The 26,140-nt window shown below is 28.7% G+C and carries 27 protein-coding genes and 2 tRNA genes; 7 read left to right on the plus strand and 22 right to left on the minus strand.

The features are described 5' to 3' along the window. Positions 1 to 87: 87 nt before the first annotated feature. Together EAH69_RS05095 and EAH69_RS05100 are read left to right on the plus strand one after the other, a co-directional pair. A complete protein-coding gene (locus EAH69_RS05095; RefSeq protein ID WP_121934106.1) occupies positions 88 to 1,320 on the plus strand; it encodes a metallophosphoesterase in 1,233 nt (410 codons plus the stop codon). A gap of 94 nt (positions 1,321 to 1,414) precedes the next feature. After that, positions 1,415 to 1,732: a GNAT family N-acetyltransferase gene (locus EAH69_RS05100; protein WP_121934107.1), complete on the plus strand. Its 318-nt coding sequence runs from the start codon at positions 1,415 to 1,417 to the stop codon at positions 1,730 to 1,732. Between the two features lie 55 nt (positions 1,733 to 1,787). Here EAH69_RS05100 and EAH69_RS05105 read toward each other — a convergent pair whose 3' ends face one another. From EAH69_RS05105 to kbl, 5 genes are all read right to left on the minus strand, one after another. Continuing rightward, complete coding sequence (locus tag EAH69_RS05105) at positions 1,788 to 3,053, minus strand: dicarboxylate/amino acid:cation symporter (RefSeq protein WP_121934218.1); 1,266 nt, start codon at positions 3,051 to 3,053, stop codon at positions 1,788 to 1,790. A gap of 142 nt (positions 3,054 to 3,195) precedes the next feature. After that, a complete protein-coding gene (locus EAH69_RS05110) occupies positions 3,196 to 5,907 on the minus strand; it encodes a PD-(D/E)XK nuclease family protein (RefSeq protein WP_121934108.1) in 2,712 nt (903 codons plus the stop codon). Between the two features lie 59 nt (positions 5,908 to 5,966). Further along, complete coding sequence (locus tag EAH69_RS05115; RefSeq protein WP_121934109.1) at positions 5,967 to 6,482, minus strand: toxin-antitoxin system YwqK family antitoxin; 516 nt, start codon at positions 6,480 to 6,482, stop codon at positions 5,967 to 5,969. After that, on the minus strand, positions 6,479 to 6,952 hold the full coding sequence (locus tag EAH69_RS05120; RefSeq protein ID WP_147439092.1) for a hypothetical protein: 474 nt from the start codon (positions 6,950 to 6,952) through the stop codon (positions 6,479 to 6,481). Before EAH69_RS05120 ends, EAH69_RS05115 begins: the two co-directional genes overlap by 4 nt. Before the next feature lie 72 nt (positions 6,953 to 7,024). Continuing rightward, positions 7,025 to 8,224: a glycine C-acetyltransferase gene (gene kbl, locus EAH69_RS05125; RefSeq protein WP_121934111.1), complete on the minus strand. Its 1,200-nt coding sequence runs from the start codon at positions 8,222 to 8,224 to the stop codon at positions 7,025 to 7,027. An 84-nt stretch (positions 8,225 to 8,308) separates the two neighbouring features. Between kbl and EAH69_RS05130 the strand changes: the two genes are divergently transcribed. Beyond that, positions 8,309 to 9,226: a GNAT family N-acetyltransferase gene (locus EAH69_RS05130; RefSeq protein WP_230466711.1), complete on the plus strand. Its 918-nt coding sequence runs from the start codon at positions 8,309 to 8,311 to the stop codon at positions 9,224 to 9,226. 21 nt (positions 9,227 to 9,247) lie between these two features. Here the strand turns inward: EAH69_RS05130 and EAH69_RS13915 are convergent, their stop codons facing one another. The 5 genes from EAH69_RS13915 to EAH69_RS05155 all read right to left on the minus strand — a co-directional run bounded on the left by EAH69_RS13915 (position 9,248) and on the right by EAH69_RS05155 (position 12,459). After that, complete coding sequence (locus EAH69_RS13915; protein WP_230466712.1) at positions 9,248 to 10,009, minus strand: cobalamin B12-binding domain-containing protein; 762 nt, start codon at positions 10,007 to 10,009, stop codon at positions 9,248 to 9,250. Beyond that, positions 9,933 to 10,091 carry a MerR family transcriptional regulator gene (locus tag EAH69_RS14115; protein ID WP_121934113.1) on the minus strand — a complete coding sequence of 53 codons (159 nt, stop codon included), beginning with the start codon at positions 10,089 to 10,091 and terminating at the stop codon, positions 9,933 to 9,935. The genes EAH69_RS13915 and EAH69_RS14115 overlap by 77 nt, the downstream gene beginning before the upstream one ends. Positions 10,092 to 10,163: 72 nt before the next feature. Continuing rightward, positions 10,164 to 11,264, minus strand: coding sequence for a glucosaminidase domain-containing protein (locus EAH69_RS05145; RefSeq protein WP_121934114.1), 1,101 nt, complete (start codon positions 11,262 to 11,264; stop codon positions 10,164 to 10,166). Next, a complete protein-coding gene (locus EAH69_RS05150) occupies positions 11,261 to 12,178 on the minus strand; it encodes a 1-aminocyclopropane-1-carboxylate deaminase/D-cysteine desulfhydrase (protein ID WP_121934115.1) in 918 nt (305 codons plus the stop codon). The genes EAH69_RS05145 and EAH69_RS05150 overlap by 4 nt, the downstream gene beginning before the upstream one ends. Continuing rightward, a complete protein-coding gene (locus tag EAH69_RS05155) occupies positions 12,178 to 12,459 on the minus strand; it encodes a hypothetical protein (RefSeq protein WP_317124730.1) in 282 nt (93 codons plus the stop codon). The genes EAH69_RS05150 and EAH69_RS05155 overlap by 1 nt, the downstream gene beginning before the upstream one ends. Before the next feature lie 184 nt (positions 12,460 to 12,643). Here EAH69_RS05155 and EAH69_RS05160 point away from each other — a divergent pair, with 184 nt between their 5' ends. Together EAH69_RS05160 and EAH69_RS05165 are read left to right on the plus strand one after the other, a co-directional pair. Next, positions 12,644 to 12,823, plus strand: coding sequence for a DUF5522 domain-containing protein (locus tag EAH69_RS05160; protein ID WP_121934117.1), 180 nt, complete (start codon positions 12,644 to 12,646; stop codon positions 12,821 to 12,823). Between the two features lie 6 nt (positions 12,824 to 12,829). Further along, on the plus strand, positions 12,830 to 13,561 hold the full coding sequence (locus EAH69_RS05165) for a DUF2911 domain-containing protein (RefSeq protein WP_121934118.1): 732 nt from the start codon (positions 12,830 to 12,832) through the stop codon (positions 13,559 to 13,561). A 322-nt stretch (positions 13,562 to 13,883) separates the two neighbouring features. Here EAH69_RS05165 and EAH69_RS05170 read toward each other — a convergent pair whose 3' ends face one another. The 12 genes from EAH69_RS05170 to EAH69_RS05225 form a co-directional block, all read right to left on the minus strand. Then, on the minus strand, positions 13,884 to 14,546 hold the full coding sequence (locus tag EAH69_RS05170) for a response regulator transcription factor (RefSeq protein ID WP_121934119.1): 663 nt from the start codon (positions 14,544 to 14,546) through the stop codon (positions 13,884 to 13,886). Continuing rightward, positions 14,531 to 15,301 carry a sensor histidine kinase gene (locus EAH69_RS05175; RefSeq protein ID WP_121934120.1) on the minus strand — a complete coding sequence of 257 codons (771 nt, stop codon included), beginning with the start codon at positions 15,299 to 15,301 and terminating at the stop codon, positions 14,531 to 14,533. Before EAH69_RS05175 ends, EAH69_RS05170 begins: the two co-directional genes overlap by 16 nt. Before the next feature lie 622 nt (positions 15,302 to 15,923). Then, a complete protein-coding gene (locus tag EAH69_RS05180) occupies positions 15,924 to 16,529 on the minus strand; it encodes a hypothetical protein (RefSeq protein WP_121934121.1) in 606 nt (201 codons plus the stop codon). A 120-nt stretch (positions 16,530 to 16,649) separates the two neighbouring features. Beyond that, positions 16,650 to 20,030, minus strand: a complete 3,381-nt coding sequence (locus EAH69_RS05185; protein ID WP_121934122.1) for an ATP-binding protein — start codon at positions 20,028 to 20,030, stop codon at positions 16,650 to 16,652. Next, on the minus strand, positions 20,014 to 20,595 hold the full coding sequence (locus EAH69_RS05190) for a DUF4194 domain-containing protein (RefSeq protein WP_121934123.1): 582 nt from the start codon (positions 20,593 to 20,595) through the stop codon (positions 20,014 to 20,016). The genes EAH69_RS05185 and EAH69_RS05190 overlap by 17 nt, the downstream gene beginning before the upstream one ends. Continuing rightward, the gene (locus EAH69_RS05195; protein ID WP_121934124.1) at positions 20,588 to 22,051 is read right to left on the minus strand and encodes a DUF3375 domain-containing protein; all 1,464 of its coding nucleotides are present in this window, start codon (positions 22,049 to 22,051) and stop codon (positions 20,588 to 20,590) included. Before EAH69_RS05195 ends, EAH69_RS05190 begins: the two co-directional genes overlap by 8 nt. A gap of 130 nt (positions 22,052 to 22,181) precedes the next feature. Beyond that, entirely contained in the window at positions 22,182 to 22,754 is a 573-nt protein-coding gene (locus tag EAH69_RS05200; RefSeq protein ID WP_121934125.1) for a pentapeptide repeat-containing protein, read from the minus strand. A 63-nt stretch (positions 22,755 to 22,817) separates the two neighbouring features. Then, entirely contained in the window at positions 22,818 to 23,519 is a 702-nt protein-coding gene (locus EAH69_RS05205; protein ID WP_121934126.1) for a hypothetical protein, read from the minus strand. Positions 23,520 to 23,535: 16 nt separating this feature from the next. Then, entirely contained in the window at positions 23,536 to 23,913 is a 378-nt protein-coding gene (locus EAH69_RS05210; RefSeq protein ID WP_121934127.1) for a VOC family protein, read from the minus strand. 12 nt (positions 23,914 to 23,925) lie between these two features. Then, positions 23,926 to 24,330 (minus strand): hypothetical protein, encoded by a 405-nt coding sequence (locus EAH69_RS05215; RefSeq protein WP_121934128.1) that lies wholly within the window; start codon positions 24,328 to 24,330, stop codon positions 23,926 to 23,928. 19 nt (positions 24,331 to 24,349) lie between these two features. Then, entirely contained in the window at positions 24,350 to 24,817 is a 468-nt protein-coding gene (locus EAH69_RS05220; protein ID WP_121934129.1) for a hypothetical protein, read from the minus strand. A gap of 54 nt (positions 24,818 to 24,871) precedes the next feature. Beyond that, positions 24,872 to 25,789, minus strand: coding sequence for an N-acetylmuramoyl-L-alanine amidase (locus EAH69_RS05225; RefSeq protein WP_121934130.1), 918 nt, complete (start codon positions 25,787 to 25,789; stop codon positions 24,872 to 24,874). 147 nt (positions 25,790 to 25,936) lie between these two features. Here EAH69_RS05225 and EAH69_RS05230 point away from each other — a divergent pair. Continuing rightward, a tRNA-Ser gene (locus EAH69_RS05230) sits at positions 25,937 to 26,020 on the plus strand. Positions 26,021 to 26,065: 45 nt separating this feature from the next. After that, positions 26,066 to 26,140: transfer RNA gene (locus EAH69_RS05235), tRNA-Pro, on the plus strand.

The raw sequence follows: 26,140 nt of genomic DNA on the forward strand, positions 1-26,140 counted from the left end.
CTTAATTTTGCTAAATAACTGTTAAGTCTTACGTTATTGTTTGGTTGATTATTTAATTCAATTATTTTTGTTCAAAATCATTAAATTGTGTTTCAAGAAAGTTTGATCGGATTATTAATCCTAATGTTTTTTGTAGAGATCTACTTGTACTTTTCTTTTAAATCTTTCATTAAAAATAAATTCATCTTATTTGGTTGTATTTTATCAACGGTTTTCGTGATGGCTTTTATGGCGTACAACTTTTTATTTTTCGATAGAAATATTGGTCAAACGCCAATGTTTATGTGGAGTGTAGGTATGTTTATGTTAATAGCATTTCCGAGAGCAATATTTTTAGTTTTCTTCTTGTTTGATGATTTGATTCGATTTTTTGGTTGGATTAAAAATAGAATTTTAAAAACTCCAGTAAAAGAGCAACAATATTTACCTGCTCGACGTAAATTTATTTATATGACCGCTGCAGGAATTGCTACTGTATTATTTTCAAGTTTAGTCCACGGAATGACTTTTGGGAAATATAATTTTAAAGTGATTCGAGAAAAGTTAGGATTTAAGCGATTACCTAAAGCTTTTAATGGGTTTAAAATTTTACACATTACAGATATTCATTCAGGTAGTATAGATAATAAGGAAAAGATTGAAGAAGCAATCCAAATGATTAATGAACAAGAGTTTGATATTTTGCTTTTTACGGGTGATATTGTCAATAATTTTCATTGGGAAATGGATAAATGGATTCCAGTTTTTTCTAAGATTAAGAAAGCACCATATGGAAATTTTGCAGTATTAGGAAATCATGATTATGGAGAATATTCAGATTGGAAATCCGAAGAAGCAAAACAAGAAAATTTTGAGAAAATCAAAGGAATTTTTCCTAAAATTGGATTTGAATTACTATTAAATGAAAATAGATTCATCGAAAAAGATGGAGAGAAAATTGCTTTGATTGGCGTTGAAAATTGGGGCGCACGATTTAAAAAAGCTGGAGATTTAGATGTTGCCTCAGAAGGGTTAGATCAATCAATTTTTAAGATTTTAATGTCGCATGATCCATCGCATTGGGATTTAGAAGTGAAGGATGATAAGCGTATGTTTGATTTAACTTTATCTGGACATACACACGGAATGCAATTAGGAATTGAGGTTCCAAGTATTGGTTTAAAATGGAGCCCTTCGCAATATATTTATCCGCAGTGGGCAGGTTTTTACGAACACAAAGATAGAGTGATTAATGTGAACCGTGGTTTTGGGTATCATTTTTATCCAGGTCGAGTAGGTGTTTGGCCAGAAATTACAGTAATCGAATTACAAAATTCGTAATATTTTCAAGCAATCCTTTTGGGTTGCTTTTTTCTTGATTTATGGTAATGAATTTGATTTATATTAAAATTAATTTTATGAAAAATATTAAACTATGAATGAAGAATTAAAAAACCTTGAAGTTGTTAAAAATGACGCAACGAATCGTTTTGAATTAAATGTGGATGGATTTATTGCGTTTATTGATTTTAAACAAGTAGATCAATTAATTAAATTGATTCATACCGAAGTTCCTGAAGAATTAGGAGGTCGTGGAGTTGCTGCAGCTTTAGTGGAGAAAACGTTGGTTTACTTAGAAACGAATAATTTTACACTTTATCCATACTGTCCTTACGTTTATGCGTATATTAAAAAACATCCAGAATGGAAAAGAGTAGTGGATTCTACTTTTCCAAAATACGATGAGTTATAAGAAATAAAAAAGCGAGTCAATCAAATGACTCGCTTTTATTTTATATAGAAATTGATTATGCTTTTAAATCATCATCATGAACAAATTCTTGTTCAACAGCAACGTGACCTTCCCATTTGTCAACCGCTACAGTAGACAATGCATTTCCTAATACATTTGTCATAGAACGTGCCATATCACAGAAGTGGTCAATTGGTAAGATTAATGCAATACCTTCTGGTGGAATTCCGAACATAGAACAAGTTGCAACTACAACAATTAAAGATGCACGTGGTACTCCGGCAACACCTTTAGAAGTCAGCATTAATACTAATAACATTAACAATTGCTTTTCAATTGGCATGTCAATACCATAAACTTGAGCAATAAAGATAGATGCGAATGTCATATACATCATCGATCCATCTAAATTAAATGAATATCCAAGAGGTAAAGTAAATGAAATGATTTTCTTTTGTGCTCCAAATTTCTCTAATTCTTCTACTAATTTTGGGAATACAGCTTCCGATGAAGTTGTTGAAAATGCGATTAATAAAGGCTCTTTAATGTGACGTAATAAATCGAATAATCGTTTTCCTATAATTAAATATCCAACAGCTAATAAAACTAACCATAATAGGATAATTCCTAATGAGAATGCAGCTAAATATTTTAGGTATAAAGCGAATATTCCAAATCCGTAATTAGCAACAGCAGCAGCAATAGTTCCTAATACTCCTAATGGAGCAGTCCACATCACATAACCAACCATGATTAACACGACATGAGAAATCTTGTCAAATGCTTTTACTAACGGTTCTCCTTCTTTTCCGAATGCAGCTAAAGCTACTCCAAAGAAGATAGAGAAAACTACGATTTGTAAAATTTCATTGGTAGAAAAAGCTTCGAAAACAGATTTAGGAATCATATGCTCCACAAAATGTTGTAACGATAAATTTGATTTTGCTTTTAGTAAATCTTCTGCCGAACTACTGTCTGGCGTCAAATCTAATCCAACTCCAGGTTGTGTAACATTTACAACGACTAATCCAATCATCAATGAGACTAAAGATGCTGTGATAAACCAACCCATTGCACGACCACCAACACGACCAACCATTTTCATATCACCCATTTTAGCAATTCCAACCACTAAAGTTGAGAATACTAATGGCGCAATAATCATCTGAATTAATCGAATAAAAATCGTTCCTAAGATTTTAATGTTCGTTGAAAACGAAGCAATAAATTCTGGCGATGTATTGTAGTGGACGAATCCCCCAAGAACAACACCTAATACAAGCGCAATAATAATTGCGATGAAAAGTTTATTGTTTTTCATTATTAATTTTATTTGTACCAAAACTAATGTTTTTTTAGAAATTTTTAACGAAAAAACATGATTTATACAACGATTTCGTTGCATTTTATGATTAATCTAATGCCTTTCAGTAGCTTGTATAGATAAATATTTGGTGTATTATTTACTTCTCCGAATTTTGGAATGGAATATTAGGATTTAAGATGTCTTCTATTAATAAACTTAATGGTTCTTTTGTTAATTCTATGATTGAATTATCTATAGTAGTTGATTTATCTAATTTCAATTTGAATAATTCCTTTTTAGGAAATTTGATTGGATAGATACAAAGTTCAATCGACTTATTTAGGTTTTCTGGATTTGAGAAAAACAAATGTGCATAAAATGCAAGTTGTAATTCTTTTGCTTTATCACTTTCTTCAAAAACCACATTAACTTTTTCAGAATCTATTTTTACATCTTTTGTAAAACCTGTTTTATAATCGATGATTCGGATTTGTCCATCGACTTGGTCAATTCTATCAATAACACCTTGTAGTTTAACTAAACGACCATTAGATAATTCAAAATCAATACAGTGTTTTGACTCTAATTGTTTTATAATAAATTCAGAAATTTCGGCAGTTTTGCAGTCTTTTTCAAGAACACCGTTTACAATTCTCTCCGCTATTTTATACACTAGATAGTTTGGACCTTGGTCAGTATGTCCATCTTTATATTCCTTTTTAAAGAATTTTTGTAAGGATTGATCTTTGATTTTATCAATCATTTTAAAATCCTCTTTAATCATTATTTTATTGATAAAAGGCGTGTATAGCTCTTCTAAAGTTTCGTGTACAATATTACCTAAAGTCTTTGCAGAAACCATTTCTTCAGCTTCTTCAACTTCTTGGACACCAAAAACACGTTGCTCATAAAAATCTAATTGATTTCTTAAATAAGAGGATAGAGAAGAAGGCGAAATTCCTTTTTCATCGGCCCATTTATTTAATTTTTCCATGGTATGAGGCGTTTTTTCAATTACAATTTCTTTTAAAGGTTTTGTAATGAAACTTGGCGCTGCAAATGATTCGTTGATTTGATGATTACTTTCGAATTTAATTTGTGAAATGAAACGAGATTTTTCACCAGACCCCATTCCATCAGCTTCTGTATTATAAACTAAATGAATATTTTTCCCACGCTGAATTAAGCGATAAAAGTGATATGCATAAATTGCATCATTTTCTGTAAATGTATTTAATCCCATTTCTTTTCGGATATCGTAAGGAACAAATGTGTTGTTCTGACGACCTAATGGTAAAATTTCATCATTTACAGAAGTCATGATGATGTTATCAAAATTAATTAAACGTGTTTCTAATAATCCCATTAGCTGTAAACCTTTTAAAGGCTCACCGATAAATGCAACAGACTCGGATTGAACAATTTTGTTGTACAATAAGAATAAAGTTCTGTAGTCTTTAACATCTGTTACTTCTTTTAAATTATCAGCTAATTGAACAAAAACTTTCTTAAAATAGAAAAGGTATTCCTTTAATAATAAGAACTTAAAATCCGATCCGTCGTTAAAATAAGGATGTTGTATTAATTCTTCTGTCCAGTTTTTTAGTTGATTCACAAAATCAGGTAACGAATTTGGAATAAAGAATAATGAACTGAAAATGTTATCTTGTAAACTTCCTTGTAAAGTTTTTTCAGCATTAAAAATTCGATTGTTTTTTCGAATTGTGTTTGAAGTTTCACGTGATGATGCAGTTGAAAATTTAGATAAGGTTCTATTTTCTAAAATTTGTAAGACATTTTTAAAATAGAAGGTTTTTCCTTTTCCTAATTTTTCACGGTTCATTTGTAATTCGAAAACAGATTTGAAAAATTGAGCCAATGGAACTGATTTCAATGGAATACCCATCGAAATATTTAAGTATGAAATATTATCTGGTAATGAATTTAAAATGGCAGGTAAAATAGATTCATCCGCTAAAATTAAAGCTGTTTTTTTGATTTCATCTTCATCCATTTTTGCGATAATGTCAGCAATGTACTTTGCTTGTCCAACTTGCTTTGCAACGCCAGTTACGTAGATATTTTTCTCTTTTGAAAATTCGTCGAAAGTCCATTTCCAATTCTGAACTTTTTGTTTGTAACGGCGCATAAATGCACCAGCTTCTTGATTCGGATTTTCTAAATAGTATTTATCTGCATCCCAATAAATTTGAGCGATATGATGCTTTTCAAAATTGAATAATATCTTTTGTTCTGCCTCTGTTAATGCATTAAATCCAGCGAAAACAAACTTATCTTCTTGTGCAGCGATAATTTCTTCGACTTTGTCGGCTGCTAATCTAAATACTAAACCAGCATAACCTTGATTATTAGCAACCAAATCTTCTCTTAATTGGAAATAGAATTTTGTAACAACTTGCCAAAACAAAATGTGTTTTTGCATGACTTCATTTTTATTTACAAAAATTTCATCTTTTCCCCATTTTTCGATTCGTTCAATCGAAACTAAATAATCTAAAATTTTTCCAGGATCAACTAAAGAAGAATCGATATCATCAAAATCCTTTAAAATAGTTGGTCCCCATTTGATAAAGTCTTCAAATGTATCAGGCTTTTCGACCACTTTTTTATACGATTGATAAGCTTTAAACCAAAGATTAATTCCTGAAATGATTTCTAATTGAGCAATTTCGGCCATAAAATCTTCAACACTTATCATCTTTGGTAAAATCAAGGTATGCGCTTGTTTTTGAAACTCTTGTCTGAAGAATAACATAGGACGTTTACCAGGTAAAACCAAAGTTGTATTTAAGAAATCGTTTTTTTGGCTTAAAAGATCTGAAACTACGTTTTCGATAAATTGTGACATGATTGTAGGCTTGAAATTTATAGTGTAAAAATAGTGTTTAAAATGACAAAAGATGTCGTTTAATTTATAATCTCAGATTTTATTAATTCACCATTTTTGAAATGATCTTTTTTTATCAAAACACCATTTTCAGAATAAATATATATTTCTCCGTTACCCATATTAAATGGTCCACAGTAGATATTATTCTTTTTTTTATCGTAACAATTCGCAATTTTGTTTGGTTTTCCATTCACAAATAAAATGCGAGCTTTAGGATTACCATTTTTATAAAAATATTCAAAAACTCCTTCTTGTAAATTATTTACCATCATTCCTCTACTTTCTAATCTTGTATTGGGATGATATGATTCTAAAATTCCATTAATATCTCCATTGATGTAAGGAATTATACTTTGTATGGCACCGTTAGAATAGTAATTTGTAGTTTCACCCTCTTTTATATTTTGTGAATTATACATAACGATGGATTTGATACGACCATTATTATAGCGTAGAATTTCTTCGTAATAATCTTGTGCTTTTATAAAATTACTTATCAAAAATAGAAAGAGTAAAAAGATATTGTTTTTCATGGTTTGATTTCTTTGATTTTAGTTTGAAATAATTTCTCGAATGATTCCTTAATTTGATTTTTAACTAAAAGTGGACCAATATACATTAACATTGAACCGAAAAATAACATGATTAGAGAAATTCCTATAGCAAAAAGATTGGTTAAAATTAATGAACCGATTAAAAAAATACTTACAAAACTTAGCCAAAAAATACAAAATATAAAAGTGAATGAATTTTGTTTTAATTGGATTTTTATTAAAGTTTTATTAGAAGAAATTGGTTTGAAAGTTCCAATAATAGATGGATTAAAAGAATTTCTACTGTTTATAACTTTCTGAATTTCGAAATAATCATTATATATTTTACCTTGAAATTCTTTTTTAGGGGTGAAAAATCTAATTTTCTTTTCAATCGTATTTTCGAATAATATTTTGAAAACTTCTTCTTGCGAATAGTTTGTTTCTAATTGATAATATTTAGGTTTCAAAAGCATTTAATAAATATAAAAAAAAACGACTAATTTCTTAGTCGCTAATATATACTATTGAAAAATAATTTCTTATTTAATCACACCTAATTCTTTACCTACTTTAGTGAAAGCAGCAATAGTATGGTCTAATTGTTCTTTTGTGTGTGAAGCTGAAAGCTGAACACGAATACGTGCTTTATCACGAGGAACAACAGGGAAGAAGAATCCGATGACATAAACACCTTCATCAACTAATTTATTGGCCATTTCTTGCGATAATTTTGCATCATATAACATTACAGGAATAATAGCAGCATCACCTTCTGGGATATCGAAACCAGCATCAACCATTCCTTTACGGAAATACTCTGCATTCCACATTACTTTATCGCGTAAAGTTGTGTCCTTTTCTAACATATCTAAAACTTGTAAAGCTGCACCAACAATACCTGGAGCTAACGAGTTAGAGAATAAATAAGGACGAGATTTTTGACGTAGCATTTCGATTACTTCTTTTTTACCAGATGTAAATCCACCCATTGCACCTCCTAAAGCTTTACCTAAAGTAGATGTAATGATATCTACGCGTCCCATAACTTCATTATGTTCGTGTGTTCCACGACCAGTTTTACCAATAAAACCAGTTGCGTGAGAATCGTCAACCATAACTAACGCGTCGTATTTATCAGCTAAATCACAAACACCTTTAAGATCAGCAACAATTCCGTCCATAGAAAAAACTCCATCAGTTACAATAATTTTGAAACGATGACCTTTTTCAGAAGCTGCGATTAATTGCGCTTCTAAATCTGCCATGTTATTATTTTTGTAACGGTAACGAGCCGCTTTACATAATCTAACACCGTCTATGATAGAAGCGTGGTTTAATTCGTCAGAAATAATTGCATCTTCTTCAGTAAATAAAGGTTCGAAAACACCACCATTCGCATCAAAAGCAGCTGCGTATAAAATAGTATCTTCCATTCCTAAGAAGTTCGCGATTTTTTGCTCTAATTCTTTATGAATATCTTGAGTTCCACAGATAAAACGTACAGATGACATTCCGTAACCACGGTTGTCTAACATTTTTTGAGAAGCTGCGATAACTTCAGCATTATCAGATAAACCTAAATAATTGTTAGCACAAAAATTTAATAACGTTTTTCCGTTTTCTAATGTAATTTCTGCACTTTGTGGAGAAGCAATGATTCTTTCTTTCTTGAACAATCCTTGTTCTTCTAAATCATTAAGTTGTGTTTGTAAGTAGTCTTGAAATTTATTGCTATACATAATAAATCACTTTTGTTTACTACAAATATAATAGTTTAGCTTAGTTTTTGCTTAACTTTGTAGTTCATAAAAATAAAAGAATTAGTGTTTTTAATAATAATATTTTCATTTCAGTATTTTTTCCTTGCAAAAGTTTTTAATAAAAATAAATTAAAAGCAATTTTAAGTGCTTTAGGATTGTATTTCTTAGGGAATTTTATTTTTGGAATTGGATTATTTATTTTATTATCTTTTAATGTAATAAATGTAGGGTTTGATGTTACGAATCTAGATCCAAACAACATAAATGAATTTTCTAAAACTTTAAATCAATATTTAGTTGAAAATAATGTGCCTATTATTACAGAAGTAATTTTGTTTGTATTAGTTGGTATGGTTTATTATAATTATGTAAAAAATAAATGGATGAAAGAAGTTATCGCAGATAATGAACCATTTATTAAAGAGATTAAAGAACAAGTGACTAAAATACAGCAATTAATTCCTGTGAAAACGAATTGTTATTTACATTTTCATGATGTTAATGCTACAAATATTCATTTAGTTCCGCAATTGGCAACTGAAATTTGGAACCATTGTTACAAGGATATTATCTCGCAAGAGCAAATTGATTATATGTTAAATATGATGTATAATCAAGAAAAAATTAACGAGAATTTAAATAATGGTGAACATTGGAAAATCTTAAAAGCTGATAATGTTCCGGTAGGATATATTCATTTTAAAGAAGAAGATGAAAAGTTATTCTTATCTAAAATCTATTTGTTACAAGATGAAAAATATAAAGGGTTAGGACAAGCTTTATTAAATGAAGTAATTAAATTTGCTTTAGATAATAAATTTAAATCTATTTATTTAACTGTAAATAAAAATAATTCAAAGGCAATTCGTTTTTACGAAAAGAATAATTTTACAAACGTAAAATCAGAAACATTTGATATTGGTAATGGTTATGTAATGGACGATTTTATTTTTGAAAAGAAAATTGTTCAAGTAGTATAAAATCTAAAAGCGAATTAATTATTAATTCGCTTTTTTTAGTTCTAATTCTTCGAAAAAGATATTGAATTCATCAATGTTGTAGAATTTTTGTTTTCGTGGAATTTTGTATTTTTCAATAGTAATTTGTCTTCCAATCAAATAAAACTTATCTATTTCTTCAGGAAAAGCTTCAAATATTTTTAAATAAGATTTATAGTTAGCGCTATTCGTATCAAAAGATAAGATAATGTCTGGGTTAACGTCTTCTATAAATTGTTTAATTGATTTTACATTTTGATTGGCTCCTATATAAAATGTACGATATCCTCTTTCTTTTAATAATAAATTTGCGAATAGTAAGCCAATTTCATATAACTCATTTTCAGGTAAATACAATAATATTGTTTTATTTTTATCATAAACCGAGGCAGTATTATGTATTAAATGATGTAATTTTCTTTCAAGTAAATTCATCATATAATAAAACTGTACAGGAAATTCTTTTATAAAATGAAAAGTTTCAAAAATTCTAACTAAAAAAGGATAAATCACAAATTTGTAAAAGTCTTGTGTGGTAAGTTTTTTTAATGCAGAATCAATGATAAGATTAAATTTAATCCCATTGTATGTTAAAGTTGCAGCTAAAAGTTGGTTTATTATATCCTCGTTTAATTTATTTTTAATAAGATTGGATAACAACTCAATTTCAACCTTAATTTCTAATTGGTTACTTTCTAATAAACATATTTTCTCTATTGTATTTAAACCTTCTATCTTTTGTCGGAATAATATCTGGAAAGACATTGTATTTTTTGTGCCAAAATAAGATAGTAGTATCGGGGAGACCTGATAAATGACTAAGTTGATCTATTGTATATCTTTTCATGGTTTTTGTTTAGTTATTAAATATAATGAAAAAAGCCATCTAAAAAGATGGCTTTCAATAAATAAAATGATATTAAGATTTTTTCTTAGTTTTTAAATATATATTTTGTCCTTCAGTCGGCTGATCGCCTGGATCCATTCTATTTAATTTGTACAAGTTAGTCAACTTTACACCAAATTTTTGTGAAATAGAATACATATCGTCACCTTGTTTTACTTTGTAACTGTTTTGAGAACCTTTTGATTTTTTCATGTCAAAGAATACAATTTGACCTTCTTTAAGCTTAGTTCCTAATTTAATTTCATTGAACTTAGCTAAATCAGACGGAGTTTTTTTGTATAATTTTCCAATCGTACCTAAAGTTTCTCCAGCTTCTGCAACAACATAAGCTATATTGTTCGGATGTCGTTTAATTCTTGAAGTTGGATTCTTTTTACGCGTTTCAATAGTAATTGATGGTCTAGTTTCGTCAGAAGTTTTTGCAATTGTAGTTGTTCTCGTTTCTACATAATCTTCGTTAGCTGTATGTTTAACAGAAGTATTGGTAATAATTGTTTTATCTTTTGTACGTTCAATGGTTTTAGTTGATTTATTACTTGCTAAATATTTATCATCATTATTTCCATAAAGCGTATATAATTTAGCATAAACTTCTTCATTTGAAATTTTATCAAATTGATCTAAATTATATTTTTCAATTCTTGAAATTAATTTAGATGCATAAGTTGGATCAGTTGCATACCCAGCTTTTTTAAGACCATGTGCCCAACCTTTATAATCAGTAGTAGATAAGTTGAATAATGCTTTATAATATGGGCGTAAAGCTAAAAATTCTGAATGATCTCTGTAACTTTCTCCTACAGAAGTATAGCTTCGGAAACATTCACCTTTAGCATCATCATCATGATAAATACGACCTTTATGTAATGGCCATTCTTTTTCAGTTTTACATTTAATCCCGAAGTGATTATTTGCTTGTTCAGCTAATCTACTTTGTCCCCCACCAGTTTCTAATAATCCTTGTGCTAAAGTAATACTTGCAGGTACTTTATATAGGTGCATCTCTTCTACAGCTAAAATAGCGTGTTTTCTGATATAAGTGACATCTCTACTTTCTTGAGCTTGTAATGTTATTGTCGTTAAAAGACCTAAAATGTATAACAATAATCTCATATTATTATAGTTTTATTTTTCTTGTTTAATAATTTATTCATTCCCTCAATTCCCTGCAAACCTCCTGTGTGTACAACTAAAATTGAAGAGTTTTCTTTAAAATAATCTTGTTTGATTAAATCAAAAATTCCGTACACCATTTTTCCAGTATAGATAGGATCTAATGGAATTGATGTATTTTCTTTAAAAGAATTGATAAAATTAATCAATTCTTCTGAAACCTTACCATATCCTCCGAAATGGTAATTTTCTATTATACAATAGTTTATTTTTTTTGTTAATTTACGAATTTCTTCGTCAAAATGTTCACTTTTTACAGCAGGAAATCCTAAAATATGTTGATTATCAGTACTCGAATTAAGGATTCCTGTTATTGTTCCAGCAGTTCCAATTGCAGAAGTAATGTAATCGTAATTGTAACATTCTTCATACAATATTTCTTCACAACCTTTGATTGCTAAATCATTTGTTCCACCTTCTGGAATAATATAAAAATCAGGATAATCTAATTTAAGTTGAGATAGAAATTCTTCAGAATCCTTTAGTCGATATTTTTCTCTTGAAATGAAATTGAATTTCATTCCTTCACTTTGGGCAAATCGTAATGTTGGATTTTGATCAATTAATGCTTGAACTTCTTCGCCACGAATAAATCCAATTACTTCAAAATTATTCAATTTTGCTGCAGTAGCTGTAGCGGCAATGTGATTAGAAAAAGCACCACCAAATGTGATTATTTTTTTAAATCCTAAACGCTTAGCCTCAATTATATTGTATTTTAATTTTCGGAATTTATTTCCAGATATTTTGGGATGGATTAAATCCTCTCTTAACACAGAAAGTTTAATTTTTTTCTGAGCTAAAAGTGGTAAATCTATCGTTTGTATTTCACTTTTGTAATCGATCCAATTCATTAAAGGTATTTTAAAAACGAATAAAATTTTCGTTTCTTTAAATAATCTAAATTACGTTCATTCGCATAAGCTTCACGTTCAAAACTAATGTTTCTATATGCTTTATGGCTAATAAATTTAAACTGAATTAATCGAATTGCATATTCAGTTAGGTACCAAATAAAAAATGGAATTACTAACATTTCTATTTGTTGAATAATATGGATTCTTTCATGATGAATTAGATGTAAATCATTTTTATCTTCTTTATTTCTTAATAAAATAAAGGGAAAGATAGCCATACCAACAAAATTTTTACGAAATAACCAGCTTAAGGCAATTATATACATTAATTGTGATTTGTGTACAAAATTAAGATTATTGACTGAAATGATATAAATTTTAGCAGAAATTTAAATGAATTGTGATTTTATAAAGGTTTTTTAGAATGAATTAATAGAATTCGTAAATTAGAGAAATAAAGAAATAGCTGTGAGTAAGTTTGAGGAGGGTGATTACTATTTATCACCAGAAGGTTTTAGAATTTTTACAGAACAATATTTGAAACGAAGAGGATATTGTTGTAAAAGCGGCTGTAAACATTGCCCTTACGGATTTGATAAAAAAACAGGATTAATTAAAAAAAAAATAGAAAATAGAAAATAGAAATAGATGAAAGTAAAAACAACTTTATTGGCCTTATTGGTAGCAGGATTCTCTTATGCGCAAATCGAATTTCCACAAGCAAGTTCTAAAGCAGAATTAGAGCAAAAGATTGGTTATACAGAAATTGAAATAGATTATTTCCGTCCAAATTTGAATAATCGTACAGCTTTTGGAGGTTTAGTTCCATATGGTGAAGTTTGGCGTACTGGTGCAAATAATAATACAACAATTGATTTTTCTACAGATGTGTTAGTAGGAGGTAAGCCATTGGCACAAGGAAAATATTCGTTGTATACAATTCCAGGAAAAACAAGTTGGGATGTTATTTTTTACAAAACAACAGAAAATTGGGGTAATCCGCAGAAATGGGAAGAATCTCAAATTGCTTTAAAAGTAAATGTTCCGACAATTAATTTAAAAGATAAAGTAGAAACCTTTACAATTGATTTTGCTAATGTAAATGTAAACAATGGAGATTTAGTTATTGCGTGGGAAAATACTAAAGTGAATGTGAAAGTAGAAGCGCCTACTCAAAAAATTGCTCAAGAAAAAATTTCTACAGGATTGAATGCAGAATCATCTGCACGTGATTATTATGGTGCTGCAAACTATTACTTTAGTAATAATTTAGATTTAAAGAAAGCACAAGAATGGATTAAAATCGCGCTTGAAAAAGATCCTAAAGCGCCACAACATTTTAAAGATTTGAAAGCTAAAATTGATTCAGCAATTAAATAGATTTATAAAGTTATAAAAGCAAAAAAACCACTAGGAATAGTGGTTTTTTTGTGTTGTTAGTTTGTTAGTTAGGAAAAGCATAGGAGTGGTTAAATCCTATGCTAAAATGTTTTTCTTATAAGATGAATTAGCTAAATCAAATTAAGAATCTTATAAGTTATATTAAGGCTTAGGTTAGATTATAAATTTTTAGTTAATTATTTCATTGCTTTAATTAACTATTGTAAAATTAGGTAATCATCTAATCATATGCATCAGGGAAAACAACCAAAAAAAAAATAGGGAAAACCCCTATTTGATTTATTTTAACTTAATTGATGTCTTATGTTAATACGTAAATTCCATTTAAAATTGCGTAAGTTACCATTCCTACAACATTCTTACAACCAATCTTTTCCATTATTTTAGAGCGATGAGCTTCTACAGTTTTGTTACTAATAAAAAGTATTTCAGCAATTTCTTTCGTTGAATGCTCTTTACAAATTAGTATTAATATTTCGATTTCTCTTTCGCTAAGAGAAATCATATTCCAAGGATTTGTATTCTTATTTTTCTGTTGCAAGAAATCGTTAATCAGTTTTTGATTCCCTTCGTTGAAATAAAAGCGATCAGTATGTATTTTTTGAATAGCTTCAAATAATTCTTCTTTATCGGTATATTTAGGTAAGAAACCAGAGATTCCATATTTAATCATATACCCATACATAGAAGGATTATATAAGGAAGATAATACTAATACTTTTATGTCTATTTTTTTTTGATGTAATTGTTCTAAAACTTCTAATCCATTAATAGGTTCCATATTTAGATCAAGTAATATTACATCTGGCAATTGATCCAATTTTTGTAATTCTTCAAGAAAATCAACTGGATTTGTGTTTTTAATACAAACTTCAAAATTTTCGTTCATCGAAATCAGGTTACTGAAAGCTTCAACCAACAATTTTTCATCGTCTAATATTCCTATTCTTATTTTGTCGGACATAACTTTATGATTAAACGTGTTCCTTTATTTTTACCAGATTTGTATTTAAATTTAGCATTGATTGCATCTAATCTTGTTTCTGTATTATTAATACCTAATCCTTTATTGATATTATTTAAATCCATACCAATTCCATTGTCAGAAATTAATATTGAAACTTGATTATTGATATTTTTGATGTGAATATTAATCTGATTACCACCTGAATATTTAATTGAATTTGTAATGAATTCCTGAATCACACGATACAATTGATGTTCAACTAATTTTGGTCCAAAATCAATATTTTCATCAGCAAATAAATCTATAGAAAATTCATTACTAGAATAACATAGTTCTTTGATACAAAGAAACAATCCTAAATTATCAATCTCTACCGGGAATAGATAATGTGTAATATCTCTATTCTTTTTTATTAAAGTTTTGATGTCTGTTTTTATCTCTCCAATTTCGGTATCAAAAGTATTAGCGTCTAAGGCGTTTAATTTTAGTACAACTAAATTAAGTTTATTACTTATTTGGTCATGTAATTCTGATGCTATTACTTTTCGTTCATTTTCTTGCGTTGTAATAATAGCTTTTTTCATTTCACGTTCAGAATTTAATTTTTCATTAAAAACTAATTCACGCTTTTCAATGTCTTTTTTGTAACTAATTTTTATTAAATAACTTATGAATATCATTAATACAACTAAGAGTATTAATGTTATTACAATCCATAAGATTATGACGTTTGGGTCTTGCCATTTTTCCATAGTATGTAAACTATATATGTGTAAAAAGCACTTACATTAATAATATTTGTTAACCAGATAATATATATTATATCGCTATTATAGGTTACAAAAAAATTCATCGGTAGGTTGAGAAAAGTACTAAATGTAAGATAGATTATTAAATAAATGTATAATTGATAAGTTAATCCATATTTTTCTGTTTTGATATGTTTTATAAGTTGCGAAAAGCATACTACTAATAAAAATATACAATTAATACTGTTAGAATAATTTTGATACTTAGAATAGTCTTGATAGTCTGTGTCAACTAATTCGTAAAAATTATAAAACAAAATACCTAATAGTATTAACTTTAAATATGGACTAAAATTGATGCTATTTGCCTTAATTATAAGAAAAAGACAAACAACTTCTATAATGTTATATGTGTTAATAAACATCAAGTTATTCTGATAATAATGAGAAACTACGCGACTTAATAGGTCATTAGATAAACTTAGAATCAGAAATAAAATGAAAAATTTCAAACTTGTTTTTTGTGTTCTTTTTACATAAAATACTATGATTCCAATAATCAAGATTAATGGAGTTATGTAACTAAATGTATCAATAGCAAGATATATAAAATTTGTTTCCAAAATTAAGGTTTAAACGGTGGTACAGGTCTCACACGATCCATATATGCATCGTTTACAGTTATTAAATCTATTGTAACATTTTGTTCTTTAGAAGCATAAGACTCTTCGAAAAGTCCAAATACACAATAATTATTTACATCATTTTTAAAATTTGCTTGATCAATAATAAAATACTGTATCATAATATTGTTATCTAAAACATTTTGTAACCAAGCAGCTTTATTTACTTCCCAATTTTTTACTCTTTTTTTATATTCATCTATTGTGATTTCAGTATTATCAGCAGTTAATTTTGTTTTTAAACTTTCGTTAGCAACAAATTTATTTGACATAAAATTTAAAACTATTGGAGAATAGTTTTCAATATTATTGATATCAGGAGTAGTAGTGCTGTGAACTAGGATGGCATGTAAATTATCTTTTTCTAAGCCTAAATACAAATAGTAATGTCCTTTAATTGTAGTCTTTAAATTATTAAAGTCAACATAGTTTGCATTATCTAAAATGCTTAATATTTGATTTTTAATAATGATTTTTGATGATTTCGTAGCGTTTTTGTAACTATTTACAAGATTGCTATAATTATTAATTGCAGTTTGTGTGCTCATTTGTTTAAGTCTGTTTTATAAGTATTGTTGAGTTTTGTAAAAATAATCCTTTTTGTTTAACTAATACTTAAATACTTAATAATAAAAAAGCCGAAGTGTAAACTTCGGCTTTTCATATATTTAAATTGATAATTCTAGCAATTCTTTTTGTGATTTATATTGCGTAATAGGCATGTCGTATAACCAAGAATATTTTTCTTCTTTTCGTTCTACATAATGGACAAACGAAATATGATCTTCAACAATATGAATATTATCCGCGGGCGTAACAACCAATAATTGTAAGTTCAATTGATCACATAAACGTAAAAGATATTTTGCTTTATCCTCATCTTGTGCTTTAAAAGCTTCATCAATGGCAATAAAACGGAATGTATTGGCTTTATCTTTTCGCATCAATCCAAATTGATAAGCAATAGCAGAACCTAAAATTGTGTATGTCAATTGTGCTTTTTCACCTCCAGAAAGTGCCCCCATATGTTCATAGGTTTTTACTTTTTCTTTTGTATCACGACGGAATTCCTCAGCTTTATAATTAAACCAATAACGAACATCCATCACTTTAGATCGCCAATCTTCTTTATTCAATTTTTTGATTAAAGGTGCAATATGTTCATTGAAATGATCACGTTTTTCTTCGAATAACATGATAGTATCATTACCAGTTGAAATTGCACGATTAAGTAATGTTTTAAAATCTTGAATTTCGGCAACATAATGCGAATTTGCAATCAACTGAATATATGTTGTGTATTCTTTTGTATTGTAATCAATTTCAGCCAACGATTCGTTTAATAAAGTGATATTTTCTTGAATATTTTCCGACCAATTTTCAAAAAACATTCTAAAATCACCAATCTTATTTATAATCGTTTCTTGTAAATAAGACTCAAATTTAGTTTCGAAACGCGGTAAATTATCTTCGTTTAAACGTTGGTAAAAATCTTGATATTCAGAAACTAATTCCAAATGTGCAGAATCGGGTAGAGCAGAAGCATCAGATCGCCAATCTTTATATTTTAAAAGGATATCTTCTTTTGGATTTTTAAACTCGTTGATTTTTTGTTTGATTTTATCCTCAGCTAATCGCTTCGAATATTCAAAACTTTTTATCTGAGTTTCTAAATCTTTTTGAAATTCAGCTTGCTTAATTTTAACTGAGAAATAATCAACCGTTAAAAGTTCTTTGTGTTTTTGCTCAAATTCTTCAACAGAAACAACCTCTAATGTTTGAATAATTTCTTCATTACGTTTAATTTCTTTAAGAATTTGCTGAATTTGTGTTTCAATCTTGAACGTTTCACGGTTCAAGTTATGTATATCTTTTTCAGTTAGTTGTTTCAACGCTTCTTGCGTTTTTTCTAACTCTTGTTGTAATCCTTCAGTTCGGTTTGATCCTGAATTTAAAACATCAATCAAATTTTGCTTTTGTGCAATTTCTTCAACAATATCTTTTGTGTCAATTATAGCAAAAGAAGGATAAGTGTTTTTAACCTTAGAAATTGTTTCTTTGATTTGTTCAATGAATTGAATCTGCTTCAGAATTTCTTTATTTTGAATCTCATTTGATTCTAAATCTGATTCAAAATCTTTTAATTCTTGATAAATCGCTTGAACTTTAGACGTATTTTCCCAACCTAAAACAAAATGTTCTTTACGTTTAGATGCTGTACGGCCATCTTTTTGAATATTTCCGTTTTCTAAAATTAAAGTTCCGTCTGTTAAAAGTGTATTTTTTCGATCTTGAATTTCTTCAGCACAAACAAAATTAAATTCAGTTTCAATAGATTCTTTGATCCATTTAGCGTAAATACTTTCAGTTTTAAATTCGATTTGATTCATTAAATGATTTTCTTCAACAGTTGGTTTTAATCCTTCCATCGACGTAAATCCATTGTATGCTAAAATTTGTATAAAGGCTTCTAAATCGTTCGATTGAATATAGTTTCTAACTTCTGTTAAATATTTTTCAGGAACAATAATTTGATGTGCAAATTGATTTAAATGTTGTTCAATTGCATTTTCCCAAATTGGATTTTTGATTTTAATTAATTCAGCAACAAACGGAATTTCAGCTTGTGTAGCTTTCGTTAAAGTAACAATCTCATCACGAATCAAAGCAATTGTTCCTGTAATGTTATTTTGATGTTGCGCTAAGAAATCTATTTTAGTTTGTGCTTCATTAATTTCAGATTTAATCTGATCCGCTTGATTTTTAATTAAACGTAAATCTTCATGTAAAACATCAATTTTTAGACTGTTTTCTTGTCTAATTTCTTCTATTTGTTGATTATTTTGATTGAATTCTTCTATCGAAGGATTTTCAATTAAACCTAAAATCTGAATGAAATTATTATAAGCTGTACGTTTCTCCTCAATCGATTGTTTAGACTTTTCTAATTGAACTAAGTCTATTTTAATCTGTTCAATTTGTTTACCAACATCATCCGATTTGATTTGAACTGTTAAATTAGTTTCCTGATTTTTTAAAGTAGCTTCTTTTTCTTTCAGTTTTTCTAATTCAGCCTGGAATTCATTAAACTTAACATTCGTTTTTTCTAATTCAGTATTCGCTAAACTCAAACCTTTTTGCGCAAACCAATATACTGCAGTTTCTTTTGAATGCGTAACAGTTGCTAATTTTTCGTTTAAATCCTGAATTTTAGTTGCGTTATCGTTAATTGGCTCTAAATATTTAATTTGGTCTTTTACCTTTTCAATATTTATTTTAGCTTCCATTAATGTATTGAAACTTTCTTTCAGTTGAAGAAATTCAGCTTCTGCATTCCATTCTTCCAACATGTTAGTACGAATAAATTCGTCTAAATCTTCTAACACTTTTACTCCAACAACTTGATTAAAAAGAGTTAAAGATCGAGAAGATTTCATACCAAAAATATCACTCATTCGATCTGCATAAGCAATCGGACCATCCATTAATTCAATTTTCTTTTTCGTCGAATTTGAATTGTATTTTTGATCTAAAGTCTTCTTCCAGTTTCCTTTTTGATCAAAATGAGAAAAATCGGCTTCAATTGTCAACGGAACATGCGCAATTCCGAATGTTCTTTTCAGTTCATCTCCAGAAAACCATCGCACCTGAAAAATGGTGATTTTTTTACCATCTTTATTATCGAAATGAGCTAAAATTATCGAAAATGTATTTTTATCACGTAACGATTTTGTCATTGTGCCTAAATCGCCATCACGCTGAATGTGTGCGTAATTCCCAAGAACATACGTTTCTTCTGTACGGTCACCTTTTTTATCAACTCCCGAAGATTGATTGTAAAAACGATCTTTTTTTGCTGGTACCAACAAGGTTAAAAGAGCATCAATAAAAGTACTTTTTCCAGATGCATTTGCTCCCGTTAATAACGAATTATTACCTTTTGGTTGAATGCGAAAAATACGATCTGTGAAAGTTCCCCAATTGAAAACTTCCATGTATTGCAGACGATATCCAGATTCTTCGGACGTTGTACTAAATAGATTCAACATAGGTTTCTAATTTGTTTTTAAATTCTTGTAATTGGTCTAACGACACTTTTTCTTTGATGATACGATGAATTTGATATTTAGTTTCAAACTCATTTTTATCGATTTCTTTCAAATAACCTAAATCTACAATACGGCGTATATTAAGATCTAAATCTTTTAAAAGTTTAACTTTATTGTAAGTTTCTGGTAGGAATAATTCAACTTCTTCTTTGATTTCTTGGAAAGTGATAAATTTCTCACTTACATCAAATTGAGTAGGATTTTGATCAAATTCTTCTAAACTTTGGCGTAAAACGACTAAAATAATAGATGCTTCAAAACCAATTTTACGTTTAGAAACAAGACCTAAAGTATTTCCTTCACGATCTTCTAATTCGCGTAAATAAGCAAATCCTTCATCTTTTTTTACGACCAATTCTAAACCAATCATATTCAAATAATTTTGAATTTCAACTTGGTAATTGATGATTTCTTGCCAAAGTGATTGATTACTTTCAATAGGCTGTTTTAGTAATTTTACAATAGCCTTAGAATAGGGTTTAATATGTTGTTCTAAATTACTCATGCTTTAAGGTAATCGTTGGAATTTGTATTGATTTATTTTCTGATGTATTGAAAATGATATCTTGTAAAGCTTCATCATTTTTTTCATGCTTATATTCATTACTTAAAGCGATAAAAGCAAAAAGTTCTGGTAATCCTTTTTGTAAACCACCTGAATTTTCAATAATTTGATTCAGATTTATAGTTTGATGCAATTCTAATTGCAAATTAATTCGGTCACGAATAACTTGTTTATCAATTGCATATTTATTGAATATTTTTTCTAAATGCTCTGATTTTGAAATATCAGATTCAGCTAATTTTGGAGTTGAATCGTAAATGATTTCCTGAGTTTGTTCTAACGTTAATTTACGGTCAAAAGGTAAATGAATATTGATTCCATCATCCACAATTAAAGAAATATCTGGAGTCTCTTTTTGCTGACTAATTTTAATCAATGATTTTTTGATTTCTTGAATCGTTTTCTTCGTTGCCTTTGCATTAGAAACTTGCGTTTCTCGAATCACTTTACTCAGTTTATCAGCCATTTTATCATTGGCTTTATATACTTTTTGTCCCGCAGCATGCAAATGCTTTTTCATGTTTTTTAGATAAGCATCTTGTATCTCAATCTCTTTATGAGAAAGCGTTGCATATAATTCTTGCGTTAAATGATCCCATTCGTGCTGTAAGGAAGGATTCAATAAGAAATTCCAAAAGGCATAAAAACTTTTACCTTGAGAACTTTCTTTCAAAGAATCTAAGGAATTGAATGTATAATCTAAAATTTCGGCTTTGGTAAGATTACCTTCGTTATGTTTTTGGTAGATTTCTTTCGTTATAATTTTGAAATTATCTTCTACTTCTTTAAAATCAGAAAGTAACTCTTTCGCGGCTTGTGTAATTTGATTGACACGCGGCACAATTTCGTAATCTTCGTAAACTTTCAAGGATTCACCTAAACGTAGGTGCATCATTTCTTGTTCGATTTCTTTTTTCCGATTTTCTAAAATTTCTAAACGTTGTTCTTTGTTATCGTTCGAATATTCAACTAATTCTTTTAACTGTGTAACAATCGTTTTAAATTTAGATTCAGTTCCTACATATTCGTCTTTGTCCAAGGAAGTAACCCAGTCCAATGTTTTACTTGTATGAGAAGATAATTCGTAAAAAACTTCTCCATTTTCGGTCTGAAAATTTGATAAGAATCCACGATTAGTCCAATCTGTAATGTATTTTTTAGCTTTCAATTCGTATGAATCGAATACTTGTATGTCAATATCCTCGTCATTTTCTACTTGACGATATTCCAAATAATCTGTTAAACGAGAGTGAATAATCTCGGAAGATAAAATGCGATGTTTCTCTGCAAATTGATCAGCCAAAAAGACTAAAATCAATTCTCTATTTCGCATTTTTAGCAAATCTACACTTGGAGATCGCTGTAAAATGGATGAAATTTTTGAACCGTCTAACATATAATTGATTAATTATTAAAATCTTAGCTAAAAGTCGCTAAAATAGGGCATAGACGGGCAATTTAAGTTTTTATAATCGTTTTTGAAATGATGAAAAACGTTAAATTAAAAAGAGTTATGAACAATAAAGTTATTGGATTTTAATCTTGAATTGATTTAATAAACCATGTAAATTTTCTTTGGAAAATGAAGCATTTATTACTTTATTTTCAGTTGGATTTATATTGAAATTATATGCAGTTGTAAGATTTGCTTTTTCAAGAATAGTTTGATCAAATATAGAGTCTTTCAAGTCACAATTTTCCAAAAAAGAATTAGATAAATCAGCAAAAGACAAATCAATATTATGCATGATACAACTTTTGAAATATGTTTTAGAAAGAGGACTTTGGTAAAATGAAGATTCGTTTAAAATGCAATTTATAAACTTTACTTTTAAAGCAAAAGAATTACAGGTTTCTAAATTGAAACCAATCATTTTACAAGCGTTAAATTCTACATTTTGCAGAATAGTTTTATTAATTTTAGCTACACTTAGATTACATCCTTTAAAGATACAATCGCTAAAATTACAATTGCTAATATCAACTCCATTAAAATTGCAGTTGATGAAATGGCATTGTTCGTAATCGCCTAAAGGAAATTCTTTTAGAGTAAAATCTATATTTTCGAACCGTTCGTCGTATGTGTATTTTTTTTGCATAAAAAAATCGTAATCTTTCCAAATTTAAGAAAGATTACGATTAGTATTTTGTTTGAATGAATTTTAGTAAATAAAATCTTTATCAGTTATGCCTTTGTTAATTTCTTGTTTTGTAAAAGTCATTGTTGTTATAACTTTTTTGGGATCTGTATGAATTAATTTGTAATTAACAATTAATCCATCTAAAGTTCTATAATCTAAATACTCAAAGGTTGATAAGTTATTTTCATCATTCATTACGATGTTTTCAGATTTTACTTTTCTGAAGTTGTTAGAGTCAAAATAAATATATTCTATCGTTCCGTTTTTGTTTTCACCTTTTAATTTGTGAGCTTTAGAATTGTTTAAATCAACCTCACCAACGTAGTTAAAAGTCCAAATTGTAGGATCAATATATGCTAGTTCATTAAAAATGTATTTTCTATTCTTTTTATCAGTAATTTCTTCATCAGGCATTTGTTTGATTTGTCCATTTTGTTTCTCAAATCCTTTTTCACCGTCAAAACGATAACCAAAAACTGAATTTCCATTCACTTTTACCTCTAAAGAACCTTTATTTGGTGCTTTCTCTTTTGTGATATAAAATACAGGATCGTTATTGATTTGCATTTCAGTGTAAAGCGTTTTTACATTTTCTAGCTTCTTTTTACCACCAATAGCATCAATAGATTTATTGATGATTTCTAAAGATTTTTGGTCAGATTGAGCGTTAACAATAACACTTGTAATTAAAGTAAATGTAATAGTAGTAAGTAGGTTCTTCATAATTATTTTTTTAAGGTTAATCTTCGTCTCCGTAATCAAATTCAATCGCTTCACCGAATTGTAAAATGTATCCATTGTTATCTTCAATCGCAAATTCGCGCATTCCCCAATCAAACGTTTCTATTTCGTAAACCACTTTGTTGTGTTTTAAATCTTCCCAAGCTTCATCTGCATTTTCTACATTAAAATAGAACGTTCCAGTGAATTGAGGTTGTTTAAAATCTGGATTAGCTTCAGGATTAGCGATATTGATTTCGATGTCTCCATTTTGCATACAAGTCCATACTAAATCTTCGTTTTCTTCGATGATTTTAAAACCTAATTTTTTATAAAAAGTTGTAGTTGTTTGTATATCTTTTGTCCAAATAATAGGAGTTAAGCTTTTTAATTTCATATTGATTTATTTTTATTTATCTGATGTAAAATTACCGAATAATTGATTCTGAAATTCGGCATGTTTTGGTTCTATTTCTTGATTGACAAAGATTAATTTATTGCCATCAATTGTATAAATTGTTTTTCGTTTGGCTGTGGTATAATCAAATTTTGGTGCTTTACGATTACTGTGTTTATTTTCAGATTTTTCGCTGTGTGCAGTTTCAATTAAAATTAATTGATTTTCTTCTGATTTCCATTCACCACGAACATATTCTTTAATCAAACCATTTAGATTCTGAAAGTGGAAAAAATTGTTTTCAGTTAAGTTTAATTTTAAATTGAATTCGTCGTTTGAATAATTTCCAGTTTTAACTTGGGCAAACAGAAAACCAGTTTGCAGCGTAAATAAGGAAAGAATAAACAATTTTTTCATTTTTATAGAGTTTTTAGTGTTACCAGAATTTCCACCATTTTTTCTTTGGTACGAAATAATTAATCGTGACCATAGGATGTATGTTTTTATTCGGAATTTCAGTTTTTGTAAAAGTTAGAGTAGAAGAAGTTGTCGGTACTAAATCTTCCAAATCTTCAATTTTAAACGTTTCTTGGTTTGAATTAACTGCGTAGATATCTTCATTAATAAAATAGAATTTATAATCTATCTTATTAATTGTTTGATAACCTTCTATAGTTATGATTCTGTCGTTTGTAGGTTTGTTTTGATTGATTGTATTTACCCAATCTAGCAATTCTTCTGGAGCGAGCTCTTCATTAAACTGAACAAAATATGTTCGCGAGTTTTTCATTAAGATATCTGCTGAAAGTGTAGAATCTTGGTCGTAATTGGCGTTAAAGTATTCTTGAGTAATATTTTGTATTTCTTCAAGATAAAAATTCTTAATAAAGATATAGCTCGACATTTTTATAAAAAATTGTATATATAAAAAAAGCTCCTACGAATAGGAGCCTCAAATTTACGGATTATATTTTTTGTTTAAAGCTTTAATAATAGCCCAAGTTTCTACATCCAAAGTACCATCATACTTTTTAGGATTAAAGTGATATTGGAATGCTTGTGTTGTTTTCTTTGTTTTATCGTCCCAAATTCCAGTTTCAGTTATATCATAACCATATTTTTTTAATTCTTTTTGGAATTCTTTAATTACAACTTCTCCATCAAATATAAAAGGAGCAGTAGTTATGAAGCTTTGTTTGTCTGCTTCTTCATACCAAGCACCAACTCCATATTCATCATATAAACGTTTCCACGGAAATAATGGTCCTGGATCGTGTTTACGTCCTGGAGCTATATCAGAATGTGCTATTACATTAATTGGTAATATTTTGTAACGATTGACAATATCTTTCGTTAAACTTCCAATTTTCTTGAATTGGTATTCTGGATATGGGTAATGTGTAATAACACCACCATTAGTTGTATAACCTGAGTTTACGATTTCAATCCCGATTGATGTAAAATTCAGATTATCTAAATTTTTCCATTTACTTGCTCCGGCATGCCAGGCTCTTTTAGTTTCGTCAACTAATAAATGAATTTCATTGTCGTCGATATCATTTACTAAATAATGAGAACTTACTTCTTGTTGTGTTAATACCTGCATCGATTTCTCATTATTTAATGCAGTATAATGTAAAACTAAAAATCTAACTCGATCATCTTGCCCAACGGCAGGATAATTTGCTGTACTAATTTTATAATCTTCCAACTTTGCTGCGCGTGTCATTTCATATTGATCGGTCTTAGAATTTACGATAACTGTATCGCGAATAATTTTTGTTATGACCTTTTGTGGTATGTTTTTTGAACTTCCGCAGCTAGAAAGTGAAAAAATTGATAAAATTCCTAAAATCACTAATCCTTTAACATTCATTTCTTTACTTGTAATTTGGCTTTTCTAGGGACAAAATTAAGCTATTTTTTTTAAAAATATTTTCAAAAAGACTTGCGTAAACTGAAAACACGTTCTATATTTGCAACCGCTTAGAACAAGTAACGATAGTTATCAAAAGCTAAGTTAGGAGAGGTGCCAGAGCGGTAATGGAGCAGATTGCTAATCTGTCATCGGGAAACCGATGCCAGGGTTCGAGTCCCTGTCTCTCCGCAGTAGTTCATTAAAATATTAAACTTTTTTATCTACCTTAAAATTCGGGGTGTAGCGTAGCCCGGTCATCGCGCCTGCTTTGGGAGCAGGAGGTCGCAGGTTCGAATCCTGCCACCCCGA

This window comes from Faecalibacter macacae (assembly GCF_003687725.1).
Lineage (GTDB): Bacteria > Bacteroidota > Bacteroidia > Flavobacteriales > Weeksellaceae > Empedobacter > Empedobacter macacae.